The organism is Roseateles oligotrophus, assembly GCF_014204525.1.
In the GTDB taxonomy this organism is placed as follows: Bacteria; Pseudomonadota; Gammaproteobacteria; order Burkholderiales; family Burkholderiaceae_C; genus Paucibacter_A; species Paucibacter_A oligotrophus_A.
Genome location: NZ_JACHLP010000006.1, coordinates 416,858 through 440,049, shown reverse-complemented (window position 1 = coordinate 440,049; position 23,192 = coordinate 416,858). Strand labels below are relative to the sequence as shown.

19 protein-coding genes are annotated in these 23,192 nt (G+C 65.5%); 15 read left to right on the top strand and 4 right to left on the bottom strand.

The window, feature by feature from the left end:
• Positions 1 to 90 precede the first annotated feature (90 nt).
• Genes HNP55_RS16635 through HNP55_RS16600 form a run of 8 tightly spaced genes read left to right on the top strand, consistent with a single transcriptional unit; the run spans position 91 to position 11,331 of the window.
• A complete protein-coding gene (locus tag HNP55_RS16635; protein ID WP_184301726.1) occupies positions 91 to 408 on the top strand; it encodes an STAS domain-containing protein in 318 nt (105 codons plus the stop codon).
• Positions 409 to 411: 3 nt separating this feature from the next.
• Complete coding sequence (locus HNP55_RS16630) at positions 412 to 2,685, top strand: chemotaxis protein CheA (protein WP_246448460.1); 2,274 nt, start codon at positions 412 to 414, stop codon at positions 2,683 to 2,685.
• 29 nt (positions 2,686 to 2,714) lie between these two features.
• Positions 2,715 to 5,576 carry a methyl-accepting chemotaxis protein gene (locus HNP55_RS24005; protein ID WP_221439632.1) on the top strand — a complete coding sequence of 954 codons (2,862 nt, stop codon included), beginning with the start codon at positions 2,715 to 2,717 and terminating at the stop codon, positions 5,574 to 5,576.
• A gap of 45 nt (positions 5,577 to 5,621) precedes the next feature.
• The gene (locus tag HNP55_RS24870) at positions 5,622 to 8,324 is read left to right on the top strand and encodes a methyl-accepting chemotaxis protein (RefSeq protein ID WP_184301723.1); all 2,703 of its coding nucleotides are present in this window, start codon (positions 5,622 to 5,624) and stop codon (positions 8,322 to 8,324) included.
• A gap of 9 nt (positions 8,325 to 8,333) precedes the next feature.
• Complete coding sequence (locus HNP55_RS16615) at positions 8,334 to 8,879, top strand: chemotaxis protein CheW (RefSeq protein ID WP_184301720.1); 546 nt, start codon at positions 8,334 to 8,336, stop codon at positions 8,877 to 8,879.
• A gap of 8 nt (positions 8,880 to 8,887) precedes the next feature.
• Complete coding sequence (locus tag HNP55_RS16610; RefSeq protein WP_184301717.1) at positions 8,888 to 9,706, top strand: CheR family methyltransferase; 819 nt, start codon at positions 8,888 to 8,890, stop codon at positions 9,704 to 9,706.
• Between the two features lie 16 nt (positions 9,707 to 9,722).
• The gene (locus tag HNP55_RS16605) at positions 9,723 to 10,244 is read left to right on the top strand and encodes a chemotaxis protein CheD (RefSeq protein ID WP_246448459.1); all 522 of its coding nucleotides are present in this window, start codon (positions 9,723 to 9,725) and stop codon (positions 10,242 to 10,244) included.
• Positions 10,245 to 10,260: 16 nt separating this feature from the next.
• Positions 10,261 to 11,331, top strand: a complete 1,071-nt coding sequence (locus HNP55_RS16600) for a chemotaxis response regulator protein-glutamate methylesterase (RefSeq protein WP_184301714.1) — start codon at positions 10,261 to 10,263, stop codon at positions 11,329 to 11,331.
• A gap of 182 nt (positions 11,332 to 11,513) precedes the next feature.
• On the opposite strand, the gene HNP55_RS16595 is transcribed toward HNP55_RS16600, so the two are convergent.
• Positions 11,514 to 11,879, bottom strand: a complete 366-nt coding sequence (locus HNP55_RS16595) for a response regulator (protein ID WP_184301711.1) — start codon at positions 11,877 to 11,879, stop codon at positions 11,514 to 11,516.
• A 279-nt stretch (positions 11,880 to 12,158) separates the two neighbouring features.
• On the opposite strand from HNP55_RS16595, the gene HNP55_RS16590 reads away from it, so the two are divergent.
• The 7 genes from HNP55_RS16590 to HNP55_RS16560 all read left to right on the top strand — a co-directional run bounded on the left by HNP55_RS16590 (position 12,159) and on the right by HNP55_RS16560 (position 19,643).
• Positions 12,159 to 13,706, top strand: coding sequence for a methyl-accepting chemotaxis protein (locus tag HNP55_RS16590; protein ID WP_184301709.1), 1,548 nt, complete (start codon positions 12,159 to 12,161; stop codon positions 13,704 to 13,706).
• Between the two features lie 330 nt (positions 13,707 to 14,036).
• The gene (pilB, locus tag HNP55_RS16585) at positions 14,037 to 15,704 is read left to right on the top strand and encodes a type IV-A pilus assembly ATPase PilB (RefSeq protein WP_184301906.1); all 1,668 of its coding nucleotides are present in this window, start codon (positions 14,037 to 14,039) and stop codon (positions 15,702 to 15,704) included.
• A gap of 38 nt (positions 15,705 to 15,742) precedes the next feature.
• Positions 15,743 to 16,969, top strand: a complete 1,227-nt coding sequence (locus HNP55_RS16580) for a type II secretion system F family protein (RefSeq protein ID WP_184301706.1) — start codon at positions 15,743 to 15,745, stop codon at positions 16,967 to 16,969.
• An 18-nt stretch (positions 16,970 to 16,987) separates the two neighbouring features.
• On the top strand, positions 16,988 to 17,920 hold the full coding sequence (locus tag HNP55_RS16575) for a prepilin peptidase (RefSeq protein WP_184301705.1): 933 nt from the start codon (positions 16,988 to 16,990) through the stop codon (positions 17,918 to 17,920).
• Positions 17,917 to 18,513 carry a dephospho-CoA kinase gene (coaE, locus tag HNP55_RS16570; RefSeq protein ID WP_184301702.1) on the top strand — a complete coding sequence of 199 codons (597 nt, stop codon included), beginning with the start codon at positions 17,917 to 17,919 and terminating at the stop codon, positions 18,511 to 18,513. The genes HNP55_RS16575 and coaE overlap by 4 nt, the downstream gene beginning before the upstream one ends.
• A 159-nt stretch (positions 18,514 to 18,672) precedes the next feature.
• Positions 18,673 to 19,428 carry a cell division protein ZapD gene (gene zapD / locus HNP55_RS16565; RefSeq protein ID WP_184301904.1) on the top strand — a complete coding sequence of 252 codons (756 nt, stop codon included), beginning with the start codon at positions 18,673 to 18,675 and terminating at the stop codon, positions 19,426 to 19,428.
• Between the two features lie 11 nt (positions 19,429 to 19,439).
• Entirely contained in the window at positions 19,440 to 19,643 is a 204-nt protein-coding gene (locus HNP55_RS16560) for a DNA gyrase inhibitor YacG (RefSeq protein ID WP_184301699.1), read from the top strand.
• Here HNP55_RS16560 and HNP55_RS16555 read toward each other — a convergent pair.
• From HNP55_RS16555 to tal, 3 genes are all read right to left on the bottom strand, one after another.
• On the bottom strand, positions 19,632 to 20,249 hold the full coding sequence (locus HNP55_RS16555; protein WP_184301696.1) for an HAD family hydrolase: 618 nt from the start codon (positions 20,247 to 20,249) through the stop codon (positions 19,632 to 19,634). The genes HNP55_RS16560 and HNP55_RS16555 overlap by 12 nt on opposite strands.
• Positions 20,250 to 20,388: 139 nt before the next feature.
• On the bottom strand, positions 20,389 to 22,017 hold the full coding sequence (gene pgi / locus HNP55_RS16550) for a glucose-6-phosphate isomerase (RefSeq protein WP_184301694.1): 1,629 nt from the start codon (positions 22,015 to 22,017) through the stop codon (positions 20,389 to 20,391).
• Positions 22,018 to 22,022: 5 nt separating this feature from the next.
• Positions 22,023 to 22,967 carry a transaldolase gene (gene tal, locus HNP55_RS16545; protein ID WP_184301691.1) on the bottom strand — a complete coding sequence of 315 codons (945 nt, stop codon included), beginning with the start codon at positions 22,965 to 22,967 and terminating at the stop codon, positions 22,023 to 22,025.
• Positions 22,968 to 23,192: the final 225 nt, after the last annotated feature.

The following is a 23,192-nucleotide window of genomic DNA, read 5'->3' as shown; positions in this document are numbered from 1 at the left end:
GGCTTGCCACGCAAGCCCGACGCCCAGAGCACTCGGCTAACTCATTAGTCCTGCGCCAGCGTCTGGCGCCACAAATTCCTGGAGGTCTCGATGACCGAAACGAATGCCAGTCTGTTCTCCCTGGCCCTGGGGCCGGAGATGACGATTGCCCAGGCCGCCGATGTCCACGGCTTGTTGCTGGAAACCGTGGGGCGGCTGGACGGCGGCCTCAGCCTGGATCTGAGCGCCGTCAGCGACTTCGACAGCACAGGCATCCAACTGCTGCTGGCCGCGCACAAGACCTTGCAGGAACGCGGCGCCGTGCTGCGGCTGCATGAGCCCAGCCAGGTGGTGCTGGCGGCGCTGCGCTGCTATGGCCTGGCGGCGGATCTGCAGCCCCAGGGCCGGGCCGCCGCGAGCGAGGGTTGAGCCATGTCCATGAATGACGATGATGCAGAGATCCTGGCGGTCGCTCGGGCCGGCTTCCTGGACGAGGCGCAGGAAATGCTGCGCCAATTCGAGCAAGGCCTGCTGGTGCTGGAAGAAGACCCCAGCGATTCGGAAAGCCTCAACGCCGCCTTCCGCGCCGCCCACACCATCAAGGGCACGGCCGGCATGTTCGGCTGCGATGCGGTGGTGAGCTTCACCCACGAAGCCGAGACCTTGCTGGAAGCCCTGCGCTCCGGCAGCCGCCAGCTCGATGAAGACGTGGTGGCCGCCTTGCTGGAGAGCCGCGACCAGATCGAGCTGCTGCTGGGCGAGGTTCAAAGCGGCGAGGAAGACCCGGGCGTCAAGGCCAGCAGCGAAGCGCTGGCGGCCCGTCTGCGCGCCCTGCTGGGTGCGACGGCGGCGGCCGCCCATGCACCGGCCGCCACGGCGCCCAGCCAGGCCCCCGCCACTGGCGCCCTGGGCGAGCCGGAGGACGGCGGCGGCGATGGCTGCTGGCATCTGTCCCTGCGCTTCGGCCATGAGGCCTTGCGCAACGGCCTGGACCCGCTGGCCTTTCTGCGCTACCTGGCCACGCTGGGCGAGACCCGGGCCTTGCGCTGTCAGACCGAGGCCATTCCCAATCTGGATGAGCTGGATGCCGAGGCCTGCTATCTGGGCTTTGAGCTGCGCTTCGACTCCAAGGCCAAGCGCGAAGATATCGAGCGCGTGTTCGAGTTCGCCCTGGAAGACAGCGATGTGCAGATCTTCGAGCCCGGCACCGCGCCCGCGGCTTTTGAAGAACTCGCCACCCGCCGCTGTGGCGAGGACCCCAAGGCTCGCGCCGCCCTGTTCCAATGCTGGCATGAGATGGGCATGCGCTTCAAAGTTCGGCTTGAGGTGGCCGCCGTCACCGCGGCCGAAACCGAAGCCGAAACCCCGCAAGCCATCCCCCACATCGAGCGCCGGGTCGGCCCGGCCGAAGAAGGCAAGACCCAGAAACGCAGCGACAGGCGCAGCGGCGAAGGCGAGCGCCGCGAGGGCGGGCGCGACCGCCGGGCCGGTGACGAGACCCGCTTTGTGCGGGTGCGGGCCGACAAGCTGGACAAGCTGATCGACCTGATCGGCGAACTGGTGATCGCCGGCTCGGGCGCCCAGATGATGGCCCACCAGGAGGCCTCGCCCCTGCTGGTCGAGGCCACCCAGCGGGTCATGGACCTGGTACAGGAGACCCGCGACGGCACCCTGGCCCTGCGCATGGTGCCGATTGGCGAGACCTTCGGCCGCTTCCAGCGCGTGGTGCGCGATGTTTCCAAGCAGCTGGGCAAGGAGGTCGATCTGGTGGTCACCGGCGGCGATACCGAGCTGGACAAGTCCATGGTGGACTCCATCGCCGACCCGCTAATGCATCTGGTGCGCAACAGCATGGACCATGGCCTGGAAACCCAGGAGGGCCGCATCGCCGCCGGCAAGCCGCCCATGGGGCGCCTGGCGCTGAACGCCTATCACGACGCCGGCGCGGTGGTGATCGAGGTCAGCGACGACGGCCGCGGCCTGGCGCGCGAACGCATCCTGGCCAAGGCGGTCGAGCGCGGCCTGATCGCCGAGGGTCAGGTCTTGCCCGACCACGAGGTCTGGCAGCTGATCTTCCACGCCGGCTTCTCCACCGCCGAGCAGGTCACCGATCTGTCGGGGCGCGGCGTCGGCATGGACGTGGTCAAACGCAATATCGAGGCCTTGCGCGGCAGCATCGCGCTGAGCAGCGAGGTCGGCCGCGGCACGCTGACGCAGATCCGCCTGCCCCTGACCCTGGCCATGATCGACGGCTTCCTGACCATGGTGGGCGGGGTCAACTATGTGCTGCCGCTGTCGGCCGTGGCCGAATGCATCGACGTGCCGGCCGAATGCGCGGCCCAGAACGAGCGCATCAGCGGCACTTTCGACCTGCGCGGCGAGGTGCTGCCCTGGCTGGACCTGGCGCGCTTTTACGGCATCAGCCCGGACACCTCGCGAAGGCGCAGCGTGGTCGTGGTGCGCGACGGCCAGACCCGCGTGGGCCTGATCGTCGACCGCCTGATGGGCGAGCACCAGACCGTGATCAAGCCGCTGTCGGCCATCTTCCAGCACCTCAAGGCCTTGGCGGGCTCCACCATCCTCGGCTCCGGTGACGTCGCCTTGCTGCTCGATGTATCCGGCCTGCTGAATGCGGCCATACGCAATGGCCAGCAAATCAGGCAGACGGGCACCGCCGCCTTTGCTCACGCCGTCCTCAAATCCTGAACGCAGAAAACTTCACAGGGTCAAACGCCATGAACAGTCTTCTCCGCAATATCAAGCTCTGGCAAAAATTTGTGCTGATCGGTTTGGTGGGCCTTGTGCTGGCCATCATTCCGGCCACCCAGCAGCTGAGGACCCTGATCGCCGATCAGCAGTTCATCAAAAAAGAGATCACGGGCCTGGCGCCGATCAAGGAAACCCAGCAACTGGCACGCGCGCTCCAGCTCCACCGCACCCTCAGCTCGCTGGTGCTCAGCGGGCAGAACATCAGCGCGATCGAACGCGCGCAGGCGCGTGAGCGGGTCCAGCAAGCCCTGCTCAAGGCCGGCCAGTCCCTGGAGGACCCGCAGTTCAGCAAAGCGGCGGCACGCATCAAGTCGGTCAAGGCCGAGTTCGAGCAATTGCCGAGCAAGCCGGAGGGCGCAGGAGCGGGGTCGGGCCTGTCAGACAATCTGCACCGCCACACCACGCTGATCGATCAGGTCAACGAGGCCACGCTGGACGTCGCCGACGCCTCCGGCCTGATTTTCGAACCGGATGTCGCCATCTATTACCTGGTGACGGTCGGCACCGACTTCATGCCCTCGGCCATGGAGAACCTGGCGCACATCCGCTCCCTGGGTGCGGCCCTGTACTTTGACAAGGCCACCGAATCCGAATCCCGCACCCTGCTGGCCGCCAACCTGGCGGCCGCCATGCACCAGTTCTCACGCGGTGCCGGGCAAATCGAGAACGCGATCGCAAACAATCCGGCGCTGCAGGAGCCCCTGGGCTCGGGCGTCAAGGAAGGCCGGCAAAGCCTGCTGGCTTTCGAAAAACTGCTCCGCTCCCAGGTGCTGAGCGGTGACAAGAACACGCTGCCGGTGAGCGAATTCCTCGCGCAAGCCAGCCGGATGATTGACATCCAGTTCAAGCTGATGGACCAGACCGTCGATGCCCTCACCACGTCCCTGAATCAGCGCGCCAGCCTGGTGCAACGCAGCCTCTGGACCAATGCAGGGGCCTTCCTGCTGCTGTTGGCGCTCGCCGTCGTTCTGATGATCGCCATCGTGCGTTCGATCACGCGCCCGTTGGCCAATGCCATGTCGGCCGCCGAGGCCGTGGCACAGGGCGACCTGAACTACCGCATCGAAGACAAGGGCCAGGACGAGGTCGCCGCGCTGCTGCAGAAGCTGGGCGTCATGCAGGGGAATCTGCGTGAGCGCGTGGCCAGCGATGCGGCCACCCTGGCCGAATCCAGCCGGGTCAAACAGGCCCTGGATCGCTGCTCGACCAATGTGATGATCGCCGGCGCAGACGCCCATATCGTCTATATGAATAGCTCGGTGCAAAGCATGATGCAGCGCAACGAGGACGAGTTGCGCAAGACCCTGCCCCAGTTCGACGCCAAGCGCTTGATGGGCCAGAACATCGACATCTTCCACAAAAACCCCTCGCACCAGCGCAATCTGCTGGCCGGCATGACGGGCGAGTACAAGACCCAGATCAAGGTCGGCGGGCTGAGCTTCTCGCTGATCGCCAACCCCATCATCGACGCCCAGGGCCAGCGCCTGGGCACCGTGGTGGAGTGGAAAGACATCACGGCCGAGTTGGCGGCGCGCGAACGCGAGCTGCAGCTGGCCTCCGAGATGTCGCGCATCAAGCAGGCGCTGGACATCTGCTCCACCAACGTCATGATTGCCGACCCGGACGGCAACATCATCTACAACAACGGCTCGGTGGCGCAGATGATGCAACGCAACGAGGCCGAGCTGCGCAAGGTGCTGCCGCAATTCGATGCTCGCCGCATCGTCGGCGCCAACTTCGACCAGTTCCACCGTAACCCCAGTCACCAGCGCAATCTGCTGGGCGGACTGAAGAGCGAGTACCGGACCGAGATCAAGGTCAGCTCCCTGACCTTCTCGCTGATCGCCAACCCCATCTTCGATGCCCAGCAACAACGCCTGGGCACGGTGGTGGAATGGAAGGACCGCAGCGCCGAGGTGGCGGCGGAACAGGAAGTCAGCACCATGGTGGACGGCGCCACGCAAGGGGACTTCGCCAACCGCATCGCGCTGGAGGGCAAGGAGCCCTTCTTCCGCATGCTGGGCGAGAAGTTCAATGCCCTGGTCGACACCGTCAGCGGCACCATCCGCGAGGTGCGGGCCGCCGCCGGCCAGCTGAGCAGCGCCTCGGACCAGGTCTCGCAGACCTCGCAATCGCTCTCGCACTCGGCCTCGCAGCAGGCCGCCAGCGTCGAGCAGACGACGGCCTCGCTGCAGGAGATGGCCTCCTCGGTCAAGCAAAACGCCGACAGCGCCAATGTCACCGACGGCATGGCCACCAAGGCGGCCAAGGAGGCCATGGATGGCGGCACGGCCGTGGGCACCACGGTCAACGCCATGAAGTCCATCGCCACCAAGATTTCCATCATCGACGACATCGCCTACCAGACCAATCTGCTGGCCCTCAATGCCGCCATCGAGGCGGCCCGCGCCGGCGAGCATGGCAAGGGCTTTGCCGTGGTGGCCGCCGAGGTGCGCAAGCTGGCCGAGCGCAGCCAGGTGGCGGCGCAGGAGATCGGCACCCTGGCCGGCTCCAGCGTGCAGATGGCCGAGAAGGCCGGCCAGCTGCTCAACAATATGGTGCCCTCGATCCAGAAGACCTCGGAGCTGGTGCAGGAGATCTCGGCCGCCTCGGGCGAACAGTCCGAGGGCGTGAGCCAGATCACCGCGGCCATGAACCACCTCTCCACCGCGACCCAGCAGACCGCCTCGGCCTCCGAACAGCTCTCGGCCACGGCCGAACAGCTGTCGGCCCAGGCCGCGCAATTGCAGGAGCAGATGGCCTTCTTCCGCCTGGCCGATGACCACGACTCCGGCGGCGCGCGCGCGCGCGCATCCAAGCATCGTTGAAGCGATCAAGGCCTGGACCCAGCTGCTCCGCATCGAAAGCCTGCCATGCGTACAAATCTGCCCGTCACCCAACAGGAATTCCTGCTCAGGGATGGCATGACCATCGTGTCACGCACCGACCTGAAAGGCCGCATCGCCTATATCAACGACGACTTCCTCGAAGCCAGCGGCTTCACCGAAGCCGAGTTGATCGGCCAGCCCCACAACATCGTCCGCCACCCGGATATGCCGGAAGAGGCTTATGCGGATATGTGGTCGGCACTGAAAAGCGGCCGCCCCTGGACGGGCATCGTCAAGAACCGCTGCAAGAACGGCGACCACTATTGGGTGGTGGCCAATGCCACGCCGGTCAAGGAGGGCGACTCGGTGGTGGCCTATATGTCGGTACGCACCCGGCCGACGCGCGAGCAGGTGGCCGCGGCCGAGGCCTTGTACCGCCGCTTCAAGGAGGGCCGGGCCGGCGGCTGGATCATCCGGGACGGCCAGGGCGTCAAGACCGGGCTGCTGGACAGCCTGCGCCAGTTCTCCGCCGGCCTGGGCCAGGCCGGCAAGACCGGCATGGCCGCCTCGCTGCTGACCGCAGGCGCTCTGCTAACGGGTTATGCCCTGCCCGCGTCCGACTGGCTGCTGGCGGGCGCAGGCCTGCTGCTGGCCCTGACCGGCGCCTGCAGCCTGGGGTTCATCACCCAGCGCTTGCGCCGCACCCTGGCGCTGGCCGGCGCCCAATTCGAGATGTTTGGCCAGGGCTGTTTTGACGGCGTGGTGCAAACCGAAGGCCGGGACGAGCTGGCGCGCATGATGCTTGCCCTCAAGCGGGTGCAGACCCGCCTGAGCTTCGAGTTCGCCGACACCCGCAAGCGGGCGGAAGAAGCCGAACGCATACGCCAGGCCCTGGACGTGGCGGCCACCAACATCATGGTGGCCGACACCGGCTACAACATCATCTACGGCAATGCCTCGCTCAAGGCCATGCTGAGCCATGCCGAGGACGATATCCGCAAGGATCTGCCGCGCTTCGGCGCCGCCAGCGTGATCGGCAGCAATATCGATGTCTTCCACAAAAACCCTGCCCACCAGCGCGGCCTGCTGGACCGCCTGAGCAGCGCGCATACCACCCGCCTGACGCTGGGCGGCCGCCGCTTCGACCTGATCGTCAACCCCGTGCTGGTGGGCGGTAAACGCCTGGGCACGGTGGTGGAATGGAAGGACATGACGGCCGAGCTGGCCGCGGCCGAGCGCGAGCAGAAGATGGCGGCCGAGAACGCACGCATACGCAGCGCGCTCGATGTGGCGGCGATGCCGGTGCGCATCTCCGACGATCAAGGCCTGATCGCCTATGCCAACGAGGCCTTGCTGAACATCTTGCGCCGCGACGAGGCGGCCTTCCGCGCCGACTTGCCCAGCTTCGACGCTCGCCAGGTGATAGGCGGCTCCATCGGCATGTTCTACAAAGATGCGGCGGCTGCGGTGCAGCGCATGCTCAGTCTGCAGGAGACCACCCAGGCCGCCATGGTGCTGGGCGGACGCAACTACGACGTCACCACCTCACCGATACGCGACAAAACGGGCCGTCTGATCGGCACCGTCGGCCAGTGGCAGGACCGCACCGAGCAGCTGGCGGCCGAGCAGGAATTCGACGCCCTGGCGACGGCCGCCAACGCGGGCGATCTGAGCCAGCGCATCCCCACGGCGGACAAGACGGGCTTCTTCAAGCAGATTGGCGACAAATTCAATGAGCTGATCGAGACCGTCAGCGGCACCATCCGCGAGGTACGCGCCGCGGCCGAGCAGCTCAGCAGCGCCTCGGACCAGGTCTCGCAGACCTCGCAATCGCTCTCGCACTCGGCCTCGCAGCAGGCCGCCAGCGTCGAGCAGACGACGGCCTCGCTGCAGGAGATGGCCTCCTCGGTCAAGCAAAACGCCGACAGCGCCAACCTCACCGACGGCATGGCCACCAAGGCGGCCAAGGAGGCCCAGGACGGCGGCGAGGCGGTCAGCCAAACGGCCGATGCGATGAAGTCCATCGCCACCAAGATTTCCATCATCGACGACATCGCCTACCAGACCAATCTGCTGGCCCTCAACGCCGCCATCGAGGCGGCGCGCGCCGGCGAACATGGCAAGGGCTTTGCCGTGGTGGCCGCCGAGGTGCGCAAGCTGGCCGAGCGCAGCCAGGTGGCGGCCCAGGAGATCGGCGCCCTGGCCGGCTCCAGCGTGCAGATGGCCGAGAAGGCCGGCGTGCTGCTGGGCAATATGGTGCCCTCCATCCAGAAGACCTCGGAGCTGGTGCAGGAGATCTCCGCCGCCTCGGGCGAGCAATCGCAAGGAGTTGGCCAGATCACGGCGGCGATGAACCATCTCTCCACCACCACCCAACAAACCGCCTCGGCCTCCGAACAACTCTCGGCCACGGCCGAGCAACTGTCGGCCCAGGCCGCGCAATTGCAGGAGCAGATGGCCTTCTTCCAACTGGTCGATGACAAGGCCTCCGGTGCCCCGCGCGGCAAGGGCGCCTCCTTGAACGGCCAAACCCGCGCGGCGGCCCCCCCCGGCAGCACCGGCGGAACAGGCGGCGGCAGCGTCAACGCGACCCGGGCGAGTTACGAGGCCCAGCAGCAGCAACGCAGCAGCGGCAGCAGCAGCAGCAGCCAGCAATTCAAGCCCGCCGCCGCGAGCGCCAAGCCGCGCGGCAGCGGCAACAGCAGCGCGGCCGGCGAAATCGATGAATCCTATTTCAAACGCTTTTAAGGAGCAGCCATGAGCACAGGACATGGCGCACCGGCGGACATCCTGCTCAGCGCAATCGCCGAGCATGCCAAGGACGGCCCGATGCAGCAACTGCTGCGCCTGGCCGTGGGCCGCGAGACCCTGGTCATCCCCATCGAGGTGGTGCGGGAGATTCTGGAGGTCGGCCGCATGACCCCGCTGCCGCAAACCCCGCCCTTTGTCCGCGGGGTGATGAATCTGCGCGGCGCGGTGGTGCCGGTGGTGGACCTGGGCGCCCGCTTCGGCCTGGGGCTGACCGAGCTGGGCCGGCGCACCGCCATCATCGTGGTCGAGGCCAAGGGCGATGAGGACTACGACCGCCTGATCGCGGGCGTGCTGGTCGACGCCGTCTACGAGGTGCTGGAGGTGGACAGCAAGCGCATCGAAGCGGCGCCCAATCTGGGCGTGGCCATCGCGCCGGAGTTCCTGGCCGGCATGGTCAATGTGCGGGGCAGTTATGCGGCCTTGCTGAATCTGGACCAGGTGCTGTCGCCCGCCGCCCTGTCGGCCCTGATGGCCGCACCTCAACCCGCCTGACGCTCGCCATGAGTTCACTCTCGCCCCAGTCATTCACAGCCATCACCGACCTGTTCCACCGCATCTCCGGCATCCGCCTCACCGAGGCCAAGCGCGCCCTGGTGCAAAGCCGGCTGCAAAAGCTGGCGGCCGACTCGGGCGAGTCCGATCTGAACGTTTTTGTGCAGAAGATGGTGCGCGGCCAGCTGTCCGAGGACATGCTGGTCAGCGTGGTGGACAAGCTCACCACCAATGAAACCTACTTCTTCCGCGAGCCGGCCCATTTCGAGGACCTGGCCCGGCGCGCCGGCGCCCACCGCGCTACTGGCGGTGCTGGCGGTGCCGGCGAGTTCCTGGTCTGGAGCGGTGCCTCCTCCTCCGGCGAGGAGGCTTACAGCATCGCCATGGTGCTGGCCGACAAGCTGGGCACGGCCCCCTGGACCATCCACGGCACCGACCTCTCCACCACCGTGGTGGACAGCGCCCGCCAAGGCCTCTACCCCATGGAGCGGGCGCGCGACACCAGCAAGGACTATCTGCGCCGCTTCTGCCTGCGCGGCGAAGGCCCTTACGAGGGCCAGCTGCTGATCATGAAGGAGCTGCGCGCGCGGGTGAAGTTCCAGTGCGCCAACCTGATGCAGCCGCTGCCGGCCCTGCCCTTGTTTGACGTTATTTTTTTGCGCAATGTGCTGATCTACTTCGATGCCTCCGCCAAGCGCGCCATCGTGGAGCGTGTGATCGAAAGGCTGAAGCCGGGCGGCGTGCTCTACCCCGGCCATGCCGAATCCCTGGCGGCCCTGGACCTGCCGCTCAAGGCCATCGCGCCGGCGATCTACCAACACGCATGAATGCAGGGTGAGCCCCATGAACAGGCCCTTCAGCAATCTCCCGCCGCCGCGCCTGCCGGCCTTGAACAGCAGCCAGCAAATCATGAATCTGATGCCCGGCCAATGGCATTTCGGCCAGGGGGCGCTGCTGCGCACCTTGCTGGGCTCCTGTGTCGCCATCACGCTCTGGCATCCGGGCAAGCAATGGGGCGGCATGTGTCACTACCTGCTGCCCTCGCGCATCAATCGAGGCCAGGCCGCCCTGGATGGCCGTTATGGCGACGAGGCGATCGAGCTGCTGGTGCAGGCGCTCAAACGGACGGGCAGCAAACCCGCCGACTATCTGGCCCACCTCTACGGCGGCGCCGACACCATGCCCGACGGCATGAACGTCAAATTCAATGTGGGCCAGCGCAATATCGAACAGGGCTGGGCCTTGATCGACCAACACGGCTTCCAGCTGCAAGACGTCGACGTCGGCGACAACGTACCCCGAACCGTCTCCCTGGACCTGCCCAGCGGCAAGGTCGAGGTCAAGCGCGGCCAAGCCAGCAAATGAGCCCGGAGTGAGCGCCATGAGTCAAGCCCTGCGTGTTGCCGTGATCGACGACTCGGCCGTGGTCCGCAAACACCTGAGCGGCCTGCTGGAGGCGGCCGGCATCCAGGTCCTCATGACCGCCAGCGACCCGCTGTTCGCCTGGCCCAAGCTGCAAGCCAACTGGCCGGACGTCATCGTGCTCGATGTCGAGATGCCGCGCATGGACGGCATCAGCTTTCTGCGCCAGCTGATGCGCGAGCACCCCATGCCGGTGGTGATGTGCTCGACCCTAACCGAAGCCGGCTGCGAAACCACCATGCAGGCCCTGGCCGCCGGCGCCGTGGGCTTTGTCACCAAGCCCAAGATCGGCCTGCGCGATTTTCTGGAAGACCCGGGCAATGGCCTGGTCGGCATGGTGCGCGCGGCGGCCAAGGCCAATGTGCGGGCCCTGCCCATCGCCGGCGGGTCTCAAGCCAGCTACAACGCCGGCAACCCCGCCGCCTTCGCCAGCAATCTGGCCATGGCCGAGACCACCGACCGCGTCATCGCCTTCGGCAGCTCCACCGGCGGCGTGCAGACCATCGAGGCGGTGCTGCGCCAGCTGCCGCGCACCATGCCGGGCATCGTGCTGGTCCAGCATATGCCAGAGAAATTCACCCAGTCCTTTGCCGCCCGGCTGAACACCATGAGCGATCTGGAGGTGCTGGAGGCCAAGGACGGCGACCGCGTCATCAACGGCCGCGTGCTGGTGGCTCCCGGCGGCCGGCATATGCAGCTCAAGCGCAGCGGCGCCCAATATGTGGTGGAGGTGCGCGACGGCCCCCTGGTCAACCACCACAAGCCCTCGGTGGACGTGCTGTTCAAATCGGTGGCGCAATGCGCGGGCCGCAACGCCATCGGCGCCATCTTCACCGGCATGGGGGATGACGGGGCACGCGGCCTGCTGGAGATGCGCAAGGCCGGCGCCAGCACCCTGGCCCAGGACGAGGCCAGCTGCGTGGTCTACGGCATGCCCAAGGCCGCGGCGGATCTGGGCGCGGCCCAGCACATCGTGTCATTGACGGCCGCACCGGCCGCCCTGATCAAGCTCAGCGGCCTGGCGGGCTGATTGGCGCGCACTTCTTTATCCACAGCGCTGACGTACGGGCCGAGCGCCGGGCCGTTCCCAAGCCGGCCCGAGCTGGCGATGTGCTTGGCGGTCGATCCGCCAAGCATCGCCGTCCCCTTGGGGACCGACCAGGCTCGCCCGCGTTCAGCGGGGCGAGATTGGGCGAGGGGCTCACTTTCACTTCAGCGGATGACCTTGCCAATCACCTTCATCAACTCCAGCGGGCTGAAGGGCTTGATCAAATACTCGTCGGCACCGGCCTTCAGGCCGGCTTGGCGGTCGCCGTCCTGGCCGCGCGCGGTCAGCAGAATCACCTTGGTGCGCTTGAGTGCGGGGTCGGCCTTCACGCGCTGGCAGACCTGCAAGCCATTGAGGCCGCCGGGCATCATCACGTCCAGCAAGATCAGGTCGGGCCGGAAGCTGCCGGCCTTGCGCAGGCCCTCGTCGCCATTGGGCGACTCCTCGATTTCGTAGTCGTCGAACTCCAGCGTTACGCGGATAAGTTCCCGAATTTCCTCTTGATCTTCAACGATGAGAATTTTCTTCACGATGGCGACCCCTGAAGGCATTTGATAACGCTGCGCCATGATGCCTCAGCACAGGCGCACGGTGTACAAATTTGCACCAGGAAAACGAATTCCATGCACATAAATACAGGCGAATTTACCTGGCGTTTATGCATCAAGAACGCGATGATTACTCCGAAGTAACGATGTGAGCACTCGGCATCTTGCTACACCTCTTGCCAAGACATAACGTCGATTTGCATAGCCCACAGCGCCGAGTGCCGACGATGAATTCGCTGAACCTAGAGGATGCTCCGTCGCATGAATACCCATCCCGCTCTGCTCAACAGCAACAAGAGTCAGGACATCACCATCCTGCTGGTGGTATTGCTCAACGCCATCCTGGCGCTCGGCCTGGGCTACTACACCCAGGCCCTGCCGCTCGCGCTCAAGGTCGCCCTGCCCTGCCTATTGCTGGCGGGCTTGAGCTACCGCTATGTCGGCGGGCGCATCAGCAGCCGTCTGGTGTTGGCGACGGTGCTGGTGGCCTTGGTCGCCTTGCAGCTGCAGCTGACCCAGGGTGCGACCAATATCCACGCCAATGTCTATGTGAGCCTGTGCCTGATGCTGTTCTACGGCGACTGGCGGGTGATCGCCTTCATGGGCGGCCTGCTGGGCCTGCATCAGCTGGGCTTCCAGGCTCTCAGCTCCGCGCAACTGCCCTTGTACGTGCACGGCACCGAGGGGCGCTGGGGCCAGGTGGCCGATCTGGGCTTCCTGGCGGTGCTCAGCACCTTCCTGATCCAGGGCGCCCGCCAGATGCAGCAGCGGGCGAACGAGCGTTTCGAGCTGGAATTCCTGGTCAATGCCATGGGTAAGGATGGCCCCATACGCCTCAATCTGGACTCGATCCGCACCGGCTCCAAGGTCGGCGGCCGCCTGAAGGATGTGCAAGGCCGCATGTCCTCGGCCCTGCGCCTGGTGCGCGAGGCGACCTTCAGCGTGCATGGCGCGGCCGAAGAGGTCGGCGCCACCAGCACCGAGCTGCTGTCACGCACCGACAAGACCGCCAACGGTCTGAAGGACGCGGCCATGAGCCTGGAGCAGATCACCATGATCGTGCAGGCCAGCGCACGCGCCTCCAAGGAAGCGCTGGACATGTCGCACGCGTCCTCGGCCATGGCCATCAAGGGCGGGGATGTGGTGTCGCAGATGGTCAGCGCCATGCAGGAGATCGATCAATCCTCGCGCCGCATCACCGACATCATCTCGGTGATCGACATGATCGCCTTCCAGACCAATATCCTGGCCCTGAACGCAGCGGTGGAAGCGGCCCGCGCCGGCGAGCAAGGCCGCGGCTTTGCGGTGGTGGCCGGCGAGGTGCGCCGCCTGGCCGGCCGCTCGGCCGAGGCCGCCAAGGAAATCAAGACCCTGATCGCCGCCTCGCTGGAAACGGTGGAGCGCGGTGCCAAACTGGCCGATGTGGCCGGTGGCACCATGGTCGAGCTGGTCAGCTCGGTCAAACGCGTCGGCGAGGTCTTCGACAATCTGACGGCCGACAACTCCGAGCACGCTCAAGGCCTGGAAGTGGTGGCCGCCTCGGTCAAGGAGCTGGACGAGGTGACGCGGCAGAACGTCCATGTGGCGGAGCGCTCCGGCGAGATCGCCCATGAGTTGCTGGGCCAGTCGGTGGCCTTGGCCGAGGTGCTCAGCACCTTCCGCCTGGGCGACGATTCGGCGGTGACCGAGTTCCTCAAATCGGCCCGCTCCGCCGTCGAGGCCGCCGCCCAGGCACGTGCCCAGATGGCGTCCCGCAGCGTCTCGGCCGCGAGCGAAGCCGGCGGCGGCTCCAATATCGACTTCTTCTGAAATGGCGTACTGCGCCCCTGGAACACTTTTTTACACAATGTATCGCCACTGCGACGAAGCGCATTTAGCGTGAAAAAGCAGGGACTTCACCGAGTCTTGAAGGGGAAAAATATTCGGCGCTCGGTTTAAAGTGCCGGGCTGAGGCTCGGCATGGCTGGGCGCTTTGTGCACTATCTTTTCAATTCGGAATCTTGTCGCCCGCGATGATTTGAGATTGGTGTCAAGCCGCCCGCCCGCTGGAGCTGCCCTCAAACCATCGCAAGCCCGAGAGACCCTGTGGAACCCACCTTGGCCGAGCCATCTCAGTCCGCCCTGTCCGGCGTCGCCCGCATGCTCGTCCATGCAGGCAGGATGCAGCCCAAGCAGGCCGAGGATCTGATGCGCCAGGCGCGCGAGAAGAAGATCAGCTTCGTCAACGCCGTCGTCGGCGCGGGTCTGGTGAGCTCGGCCGATCTGGCCCACACCCTGTCTACCGCCCTGGCCGTGCCCCTGCTGGATCTAGCGGCCATGGATGCCCAGCGCATGCCGCACGACATCGTCGATGCCAAGCTGGCCAATCAGTATCAGATCGTGGTTCTGGGGCGGCGCGGCAGCCGCCTCTTCATCGGCGGCGCCGACCCCACCGACCAGGACGTGGTGGAACGCATCAAATTCGCCACCCAGCTGACGCCGGAATGGGTGATCGTCGAGTACGACAAGCTCAGCCGCATGCTGCAAGGCTCGGCGGCCAGTGCGGCCGAGGCGCTGGAGTCCATGTCCGGCGAGGACTTCGACTTCGACATCGCCGAAGAAGACGCCGCCCCGCAGCAAGAAGCCGCCGAACTGGGCGATGTGGAAGACGCGCCGGTGGTGCGCTTCCTGCAAAAAATGCTGGTGGACGCCATCAATATGCGCGCCTCCGACCTGCATTTCGAGCCCTACGAATACCACTACCGGGTGCGCTTCCGGGTCGACGGCGAACTGCGTGAGATCACCCAGCCGCCCATCGCCATCAAGGACAAGCTGGCCTCGCGCATCAAGGTCTTGTCGCGCCTGGACATCGCCGAGCGCCGTGTGCCGCAGGACGGCCGCATGAAGCTCAAGTTCGGGGCCAAGGCCATCGATTTCCGCATCAGCACCTTGCCCACCTTGTTCGGCGAGAAGATCGTCATCCGTATCCTCGACCCCTCCTCGGCCAAGCTGGGCATCGACGCCCTGGGTTACGAGAAGATCGAGAAGGAACGCCTGCTGGCCGCCATCTCCCGGCCCTACGGCATGGTGCTGGTGACCGGGCCCACCGGCTCGGGCAAGACGGTGTCGCTCTACACCTGCTTGAACATCCTGAACCAGCCGGGCGTCAATATCTCCACCGTCGAGGATCCGGCCGAAATCAATCTGCCCGGCATCAACCAGGTGAATGTGAATGACAAGGCGGGCCTGGGTTTCTCGGCCGCGCTGAAGTCCTTTCTGCGCCAGGATCCCGACATCATCATGGTGGGCGAGATCCGCGATCTGGAGACGGCCGATATCGCCATCAAGGCCGCCCAGACCGGCCATATGGTGATGTCCACCTTGCACACCAATGACGCGCCCAAGACGCTCAGCCGCCTGCTGAATATGGGTGTGGCGCCCTTCAATATCGCGTCCAGCGTCTTGCTCATCACCGCCCAGCGCCTGGTGCGCCGCCTGTGCGAGAACTGCAAGGCGCCGGCCGACTACCCCCGCGAGGCTTTACTTCGTGCCGGTTTTGCCGAAGAAGAGCTGGATGGGAGCTGGAAGCAGTACCGTGCCGTGGGCTGCTCCAGCTGCAATAACGGTTACCGCGGTCGCGTCGGGCTCTACCAGGTCATGCCCATCACCGAGGCCATACAGCGCATCATCCTGGCCGAAGGTTCGGCCATGGACATCGCGGTGCAGGCCCGGCTGGACGGCGTACGCGATTTGCGCCAGTTTGGCCTGGTCAAGGTCAAGCTCGGGGTGACCACGCTGGAAGAAGTCCTGGCCGCGACCAATGAATAATCCGGGCCGCGCCACGACGCGTGCCCCATGGAGGTGATATGGCAACAAGCAGCGCGGCCACGGCCAAGCGTGTGACCGAGTACACATACGAGTGGGAGGGCAAGGACCGCAATGGCAAGCTGGTGCGGGGCGAGCTGCGCGCCGGTGGCGAGGCCGTGGTCAGTGCCACCCTGCGTCGCCAGGGCATTCTGGTGGGCAAGGTCAAGAAGCGCCGTGTCAGCGGTGGCAAGTCCATCACACAAAAAGACATCGCCGTCTTCACCCGCCAGCTGGCCACCATGATGCGGGCCGGCGTGCCCCTGCTGCAGTCCTTCGAGATCGTCGGCCGCGGCAGCACCAACCCACGCCTGACCCGGCTGCTGAACGATATCCGCCAGGACGTGGAGACCGGCACCAGCCTGTCCACCTCGCTGCGCAAACACCCCATGTACTTCGACGCGCTCTACTGCAATCTGGTCGAGGCGGGCGAGGCCGCAGGTATCCTGGAAGCCTTGCTGGATCGCCTGGCGATCTACCAGGAGAAGACGGTCGCGCTGAAGAACAAGATCAAATCCGCCCTGACCTATCCGGTGGGCGTCTTGGTCGTCGCCTTCATCGTGGTGGCGGTGATCATGATCTTCGTGGTGCCCGCCTTCGAGGATGTGTTCAAGTCCTTCGGTGCCGAACTGCCCGCGCCCACCTTGATGGTGATCGCCATGTCCAAGTTCTTTGTGGGCTATTGGTGGATCATCTTCCCCAGCATCTTCGGCGCCATCTACTTCTTCTTCCAGAGCTGGAAGCGCTCGGTCAAGATGCAGCACACCATGGACCGCCTGTTGCTGAAGGTGCCCATCTTTGGCGATCTGCTCTACAAGTCTGCCGTGGCACGCTGGACCCGCACCCTGTCCACCATGTTCGCCGCCGGCGTGCCCCTGGTGGAAGCGCTGGACTCGGTGGGCGGCGCCTCCGGCAATGCGGTGTTCGCCGAGGCCACCGAGAAGATCCAGCGCGATGTCTCCACCGGCACGGCCCTGACCACCTCCATGACCAGCACCGGCATCTTCCCCACCATGGTCTTGCAGATGGCGGCCATCGGCGAAGAGTCGGGCTCGCTGGACCATATGCTGTCCAAGTCCGCCGAGTTCTACGAGGACGAGGTCGACGAGGCGGTCAAGGCCCTGTCCAGCCTGATGGAGCCCTTCATCATCGTCATCCTGGGCACCGTCATCGGCGGCATCGTGGTCGCCATGTATCTGCCCATCTTCAAGCTGGGCCAAGTGGTCTGAGCCTGCACAAGAAAATCTATGTCGTCTGCGGAATTCGAATTTCTTCTCTCGCCCTATGTGCTGGGCCTGCTGGGCCTGTGCGTGGGCAGCTTTCTCAATGTGGTGGTACACCGCCTGCCCCTGATGATGGAGCGCCAGTGGCTGCAGGACGCGGCCCAGACCCTGGGCGATGCCGAGGCCCTGGGCCGCGTGGCCCAGCTGCCCATGACCGAGGCCGACAAGCTGGCCCAGTCCGCCAGCAAGCTGGGCGAGCAGTTGGAGAAACTCCCCGCGCTGGGCATCGCCATGCCGCGCTCGCGCTGCCCGCACTGCGCCCATGCGCTGGCCTGGCATGAGAATCTGCCCCTGCTGGGCTGGCTGCGCCTGGGTGGCAAATGCTCGGCCTGCAAGGCCCCCATCGCCAAACGCTACCCGCTGATCGAGCTGGCCACCGGCCTAATGTTTGCGGCCCTGTCCTGGCATTTCGGCCCCCAGCCCACGACCCTGCTCTGGTGCGGTTTTGCCGCCGCCCTGCTGGCCCTGGCCGCCATCGATTGGGACACCACCCTGCTGCCCGACGCCATCAACCAGCCCCTGCTCTGGGCCGGCCTGGCCGCCGCCCTGCTGGGCCTGACGATCCCGCTAACTGCTTCGCTCACCGGCGCCCTGGTCGGCTATCTATCCCTCTGGTCCATCTACTGGCTGTTCAAGCTGCTGACCGGCAAGGAGGGCATGGGCTATGGCGACTTCAAGCTGCTGGCCGCGCTAGGTGCCTGGCTGGGCTGGCAGATGATTCTGCCCATCGTACTGGGTGCTTCGCTGATCGGCGCCATCGTCGGCATCGCCATGAAGATGAACGCCCAGCTGCGTGAAGGCCGCTACGTGCCCTTCGGCCCCTTTCTGGCCGGCGGCGGCTTTGTCGTGCTGTTCGCCGGGCCGGAGCGAGTGCTGGGCTGGCTGGGCTGGGCATGAAGATTGGCCTGACCGGCGGCATCGGCAGCGGCAAGAGCACGGTGGCCCGCTGCTGGGCCGAGCTGGGCGCCTGCCTGATCGACACCGATGCGATCGCCCGCAGCCTGACCCTGGCACAGGGGGCGGCCATGCCGGCCATCGCCAAGGAATTCGGCCCGCAGGCCCTGGATGAAAACGGCGCCCTCGACCGCGCCTGGATGCGTCAGCAGGCCTTTGCCGCCCCCGGTGCCAACTCCGATGTAAAGCGCAGGCTGGAGGCCATACTCCACCCCCTGATCGGCGCGCTGACGCAGGAACAGGCCATGGCCTCCACGGCCGCCGTCATCGTCTTCGACGTGCCCCTGCTGGTGGAGTCCGGCCGCTGGCGCCAGCGGGTGGACAAGGTGCTGGTGGTGGACTGCGAGCCCGAGACCCAGATCGCCCGGGTCATCGCACGCAATGCCTGGACCCGTGAGGCCACCTTGGCCGTGTTGCAGCAGCAAGCCTCGCGCAGCCAGCGCCGCGCCTGTGCCGACGCCGTGCTTTACAACGAGGCCGTCACGCCGGACGAGCTGAAACAGCAAGTCCTGACCCTCGCACGGCATTGGACTTGATCGATTTCAGGGCCCGTCGCTGCAAATCTCGCTCCCGCTGCGGCAAGCACAGGCTCTGGCTGTGAAACAATCGGACCACATCGCGCAGCACCCCGGCTGACAACCGGCCAGGGACGCAGCACTTGGCCCCATCAATGCTGACCGACAGGAATGACCGCCTTGGTCCTCTACGAATACCCCTTCAACGAAAGCATCCGCACGATGCTGCGACTGGAGCATCTGTTCGACCGACTGGGTCAGCTGATGGAGCGCGAAACCCCGCTCGACCACCACTTCGCCCTGGTGACGATTTTCGAGATCATGGATGTGGCCTCGCGCGCCGACCTGAAGTCCGACCTGCTCAAGGAGCTGGAGCGTCACAAGGCCCAGCTGGCCAGCTACCGCGGCAAGCCCGGCGTCTCGGACGAGGCGCTGGACGAGGTCATCCGCCGCATCGACCATGCTTTCGACGGCCTCAACAAGCTGTCGGGCAAGGCGGGCCACGCCCTCACCGCCAACGAGTGGCTGATGAGCATACGCAGCCGCATCAGCATCCCCGGCGGCACTTGCGAATTCGATCTGCCGGCCTACTACACCTGGCAGCAATTCCTGCCGGTGCGCCGCCGCAAAGACCTGATGCAATGGACCGAAAGCCTGATGCCGCTGGCCGAGGCGCTGCAAGTGCTCTTGGGCCTGCTGCGTGACTCCGGCGCACCGCACAAGGTGGCGGCCAGCAACGGCCAGTTCCAGCAAAGCCTGCCCGCCGGCCGCGTCTACCAGCTGCTGCGCATGCGCATCGACCCCAGCCTGGGGCTGATCCCCGAAATCAGCGGACACCGCCTGATGGTGTCCATCCGCTTGATGCGGCAGGACGAAGACGGCCGCCTCAAGCCGGCCCAGCAGGACGCCGGTTTCGAGCTGACCCTGTGCGCCTGAAAGAGCCAACGATGAACAGCCCCCGTATCGTGCGCTGCCCCACCTGCGGTGGCGACAGTGTTTTTGCCCCCAGCAATCAGTGGCGGCCTTTTTGCAGCGAGCGCTGCCGCCAGATCGATCTGGGCGCCTGGGCCAGCGAGAGTTTCCGCGTCGAGACCACGCCGCCGCTGGAAGACCTGGACCCCGACGCCCTGCCTCCCGAACTACGCCAGTAAGCTGGCCAGCTGCCGTCTTGCCTCAGCGGCATCGCTGAACAAAATCGCCTGCCATCCCAAGGCCTTGGCGGCTTCGATATTGGCCGGGTGATCGTCCAGAAAGACGCAGCTCTGCGGCGTGACGCCAAACTGCCGGCAAGCCAGTTCGAACACCTCGGCACGGGGCTTGGACTGCTTGACCCGGCCCGAGAACACGCCGTCCTCGAACCACTCGTGCAGCGGAAAACTCTGTTCCAGATGCTCGGCATAGGGCTCGGGCATATTCGACAGGAAGAAGAGCCGGTGGCCCGCCTGCTTGAGCTGCTGGATCAGGGCCACGGTGTCGGGCAGAAGCTGCAACTCATCCGGCACGGCCGCCACCACCTGGGCCACCTCGGCCAGCGGCCAGCCGCTGCGTGCGGCGATGCGAGCCGTCACCGTGGGCGCGTCGATCAAACCCTGGTCGAAGGCACCCCAATCGCCGCCGTAAGCGGTGAAGAACTCGGCCGCCACGGCCGCGCCCTCGGTCTCGTTGGCCACCCGATGAGGCCAGACACGGGCGAGGAAGCTGGGCGGGTGCCAGCGGAACAGCACGCCACCAAAGTCAAAAACGATATTCAAGCTCATGGGAAACAAAACTCCGAAATGCAACCACAGAGGCACAGAGACACTGAGGAATGCAGCTTGCAGATCAGCTTCAACTCCGTGACTCTGTGGTTGCATCTTTTCTCCGCGAACGCCGGACGCCGCCAGAGGCTTGGGATGCTCATAGGATTTTTTGCAGCAAGCCGGCCGTCGAACCATCGAGGCCACCGGCATCACCATTGCTCAAACGCGGCAGCAGCTTGTTGCACAAGGCCTTGCCCAGCTCCACCCCCCATTGGTCAAAGCTGTTGATGCCCCAGAGCGCGCCGCAGACAAACACCCGATGCTCGTAAAGCGCGATCAGGGCGCCCAGGGAACGCGGGCTCAGCGCGTCCAGCAGCATCGTCGTGCTGGGGCGATTGCCCGGAAAACTGCGATGGCGGGCCAACACCTCGGGCGCCAAGGTCTTGGAGGCCGTGGGCGCCTGCTCCGTCAAGGCTTCTTCATAGCTCTTGCCCTGCATCAGGGCCTGCGACTGCGCTAGGCAGTTGGCCAAGAGCTTTTGATGCTGGTCCGCCAGGCCGCGGGCCAGCTCGCCCTGTACATGGGGGCCGAAGTTAGGTTTTTTGACGGCGATGAATTCCACCGGGATCACATCCGTGCCCTGATGCAGCATCTGGAAATAGGCATGCTGGCCATTGCTGCCCGCCTCGCCCCAGACCACCGGGCTGGTGGCATAGGGCAAGACCTGACCCTGCAAGTCCACGCGCTTGCCATTGCTCTCCATCTCCAGCTGCTGCAGATAGGCCGGCAGGCGCTTCAGCCCTTGGTGATAGGGCGCCACGCTGCGGCTCGTGAAGCCGTGGAAATTGCGGTACCAGACGTCCAGCAGGCCCAGCAGCACCGGCGCATTGCGCGCCAACGGCGTGTGGGCGAAATGCTCGTCCATGGCATGGGCGCCGGCCAGCAGGCTGCGGAAGTTCTCCGCCCCGATGGCGATGGCGATGGGCAGGCCGATGACCGACCACAGCGAGTAACGGCCCCCCACCCAGTCCCAGAAGCCGAAGGTGGTTTCGATGCCGAAGGCCGCCGCCGCCGCGGTATTGCTGCTGGTGGCGACGAAGTGGCGGGCCACATCGGCTTGCCTCATGCCGGCGGCCAGGAACCAGGCCTTGGCCGACAGGGCATTGGCCAGGGTTTCCTGCGTCGTGAAGGTCTTGGAGGCGACCACGAACAGCGTCGTCGGCGCTTGCAGATCACGCAGCACGCCGGCCAGATCATGGCCGTCCACATTGGAGACAAAGTGCAGCCTGAGCCCCGGCTGGGTATAGGCCTGCAAAGCCCCCACCACCATGGCCGGGCCCAGATCGCTGCCGCCGATGCCGATATGGACCACATCGGTGATGCCGCTGCGGGCCGTGTCGCGCACGCTCTCGGCATAGGCCAGCATGGCGCTCAGAGAGGCTTGCACGGCCTCGCTGTGCAAGCCGGCGCCCGCCGGCGCGCGCAGAGCCGTGTGCAGGACGGCGCGACCCTCGGTCAGATTGACGGGGGCGCCGGCCAGCAAGGCATCGCGTTGTGATTCCAGCCCGCAGTCGCGGGCCAGTTGCAAGAGCAGGTCCAGCGTCGGCGCGTCGATGCGGTTCTTGGACAGGTCCAGAAACAGCTCGGGCGCCGCCACGCTCCATTGCGCGAAGCGATCGGCCTCGGTCGCGAAGGCCTGCCGCACATCAAAGTCGCGGCCGCTGGCATTGAAATGCGCTTGCAACAGTGCCCAGTGCGGGCTTTGATCACAACGCGAAACTCCCATGGTGCTTAACTCGCAATCATCTGATCCAGTTTGGCCGAGTCGATGGCAAACAGGCGGATGCCTTCGGCCAGCTTCTCGGTGGCCATGGCATCCTGGTTGAGGGCGAAGCGGAAGCCCGCTTCGTCGAAAGAAACGTGGGCGATATCGGCCTGGGCCGCGGCCGCAGCGTCCAGGGCGCGCGGCAGGGCGGCGTCCAGGGCCTGCAGCTGGCTGAGCAGATCGGGGCTGATGGTCAGCAGATCGCAGCCGGCCAGGGCCTGGATCTGGCCCACATTGCGGAAGCTCGCACCCATGACCTCGGTCTTGATGCCATGCTTCTTGTAGTAGTTGTAGATCTGCGTGACCGACTTGACGCCCGGATCATTGGCGCCCGACTGGGCCGCCTCGTCCCAGGCCGCGCCGGCGCTCTTTTTGTACCAGTCGTAGATGCGGCCGACAAAGGGCGAGATCAGCTGGATGCCGGCCTCGCCGCAGGCCACGGCCTGGCAGAAGGAGAACAGCAGGGTCAGATTGCAGTGGATGCCCTCGCGCTCCAGCTCGGCGGCGGCCTGGATGCCTTCCCAGGTGGAGGCGATCTTGATCAGCACGCGCTCACGGCCCACGCCGGCAGCCTCGTACAAGGCCATGATGCGGCGGGCGCGGGCGACGGTGCCGGCCTTGTCAAAGCTCAGGCGCGCATCGACCTCGGTGGAGACGCGGCCGGGCACGACCTTGAGGATCTCCAGACCGAAGCGCACCAGCACCTGGTCGACGATCTCGTCCAAAGGCTTGGCGCTGTGGGCGGCCACCGTGTCCTTCAGCAAGGGCGCGTAGTCGGGCGACTGCACGGCCTTCAGGATCAACGAGGGGTTGGTGGTGGCATCGCGCGGCGCGAACTGGGCCAGTTGCAGGAAGTTGCCGGTGTCGGCGACCACGGTGGTGAGGGATTTGAGTTGCTCGAGTTGGTTCATGGCAGGCGCGATGACAAAGAAAGAGAAAAAGGCAAACCCGTATTAGAACCGTTTCCCTGCAGCGGCCTGGCGGCGGCAGGGCCGGCCATGGGCTGTCGAGAGGAGGTGGGTTACAGCTCTGCTTGTCAAAAATCTCCCATGAATCTGTGGTGGATGAGGCCTCGGATTGACCGAATCAAGAAACTCCGGCATCATGATTCCAGAAACTTTGTTACATCGCAAACT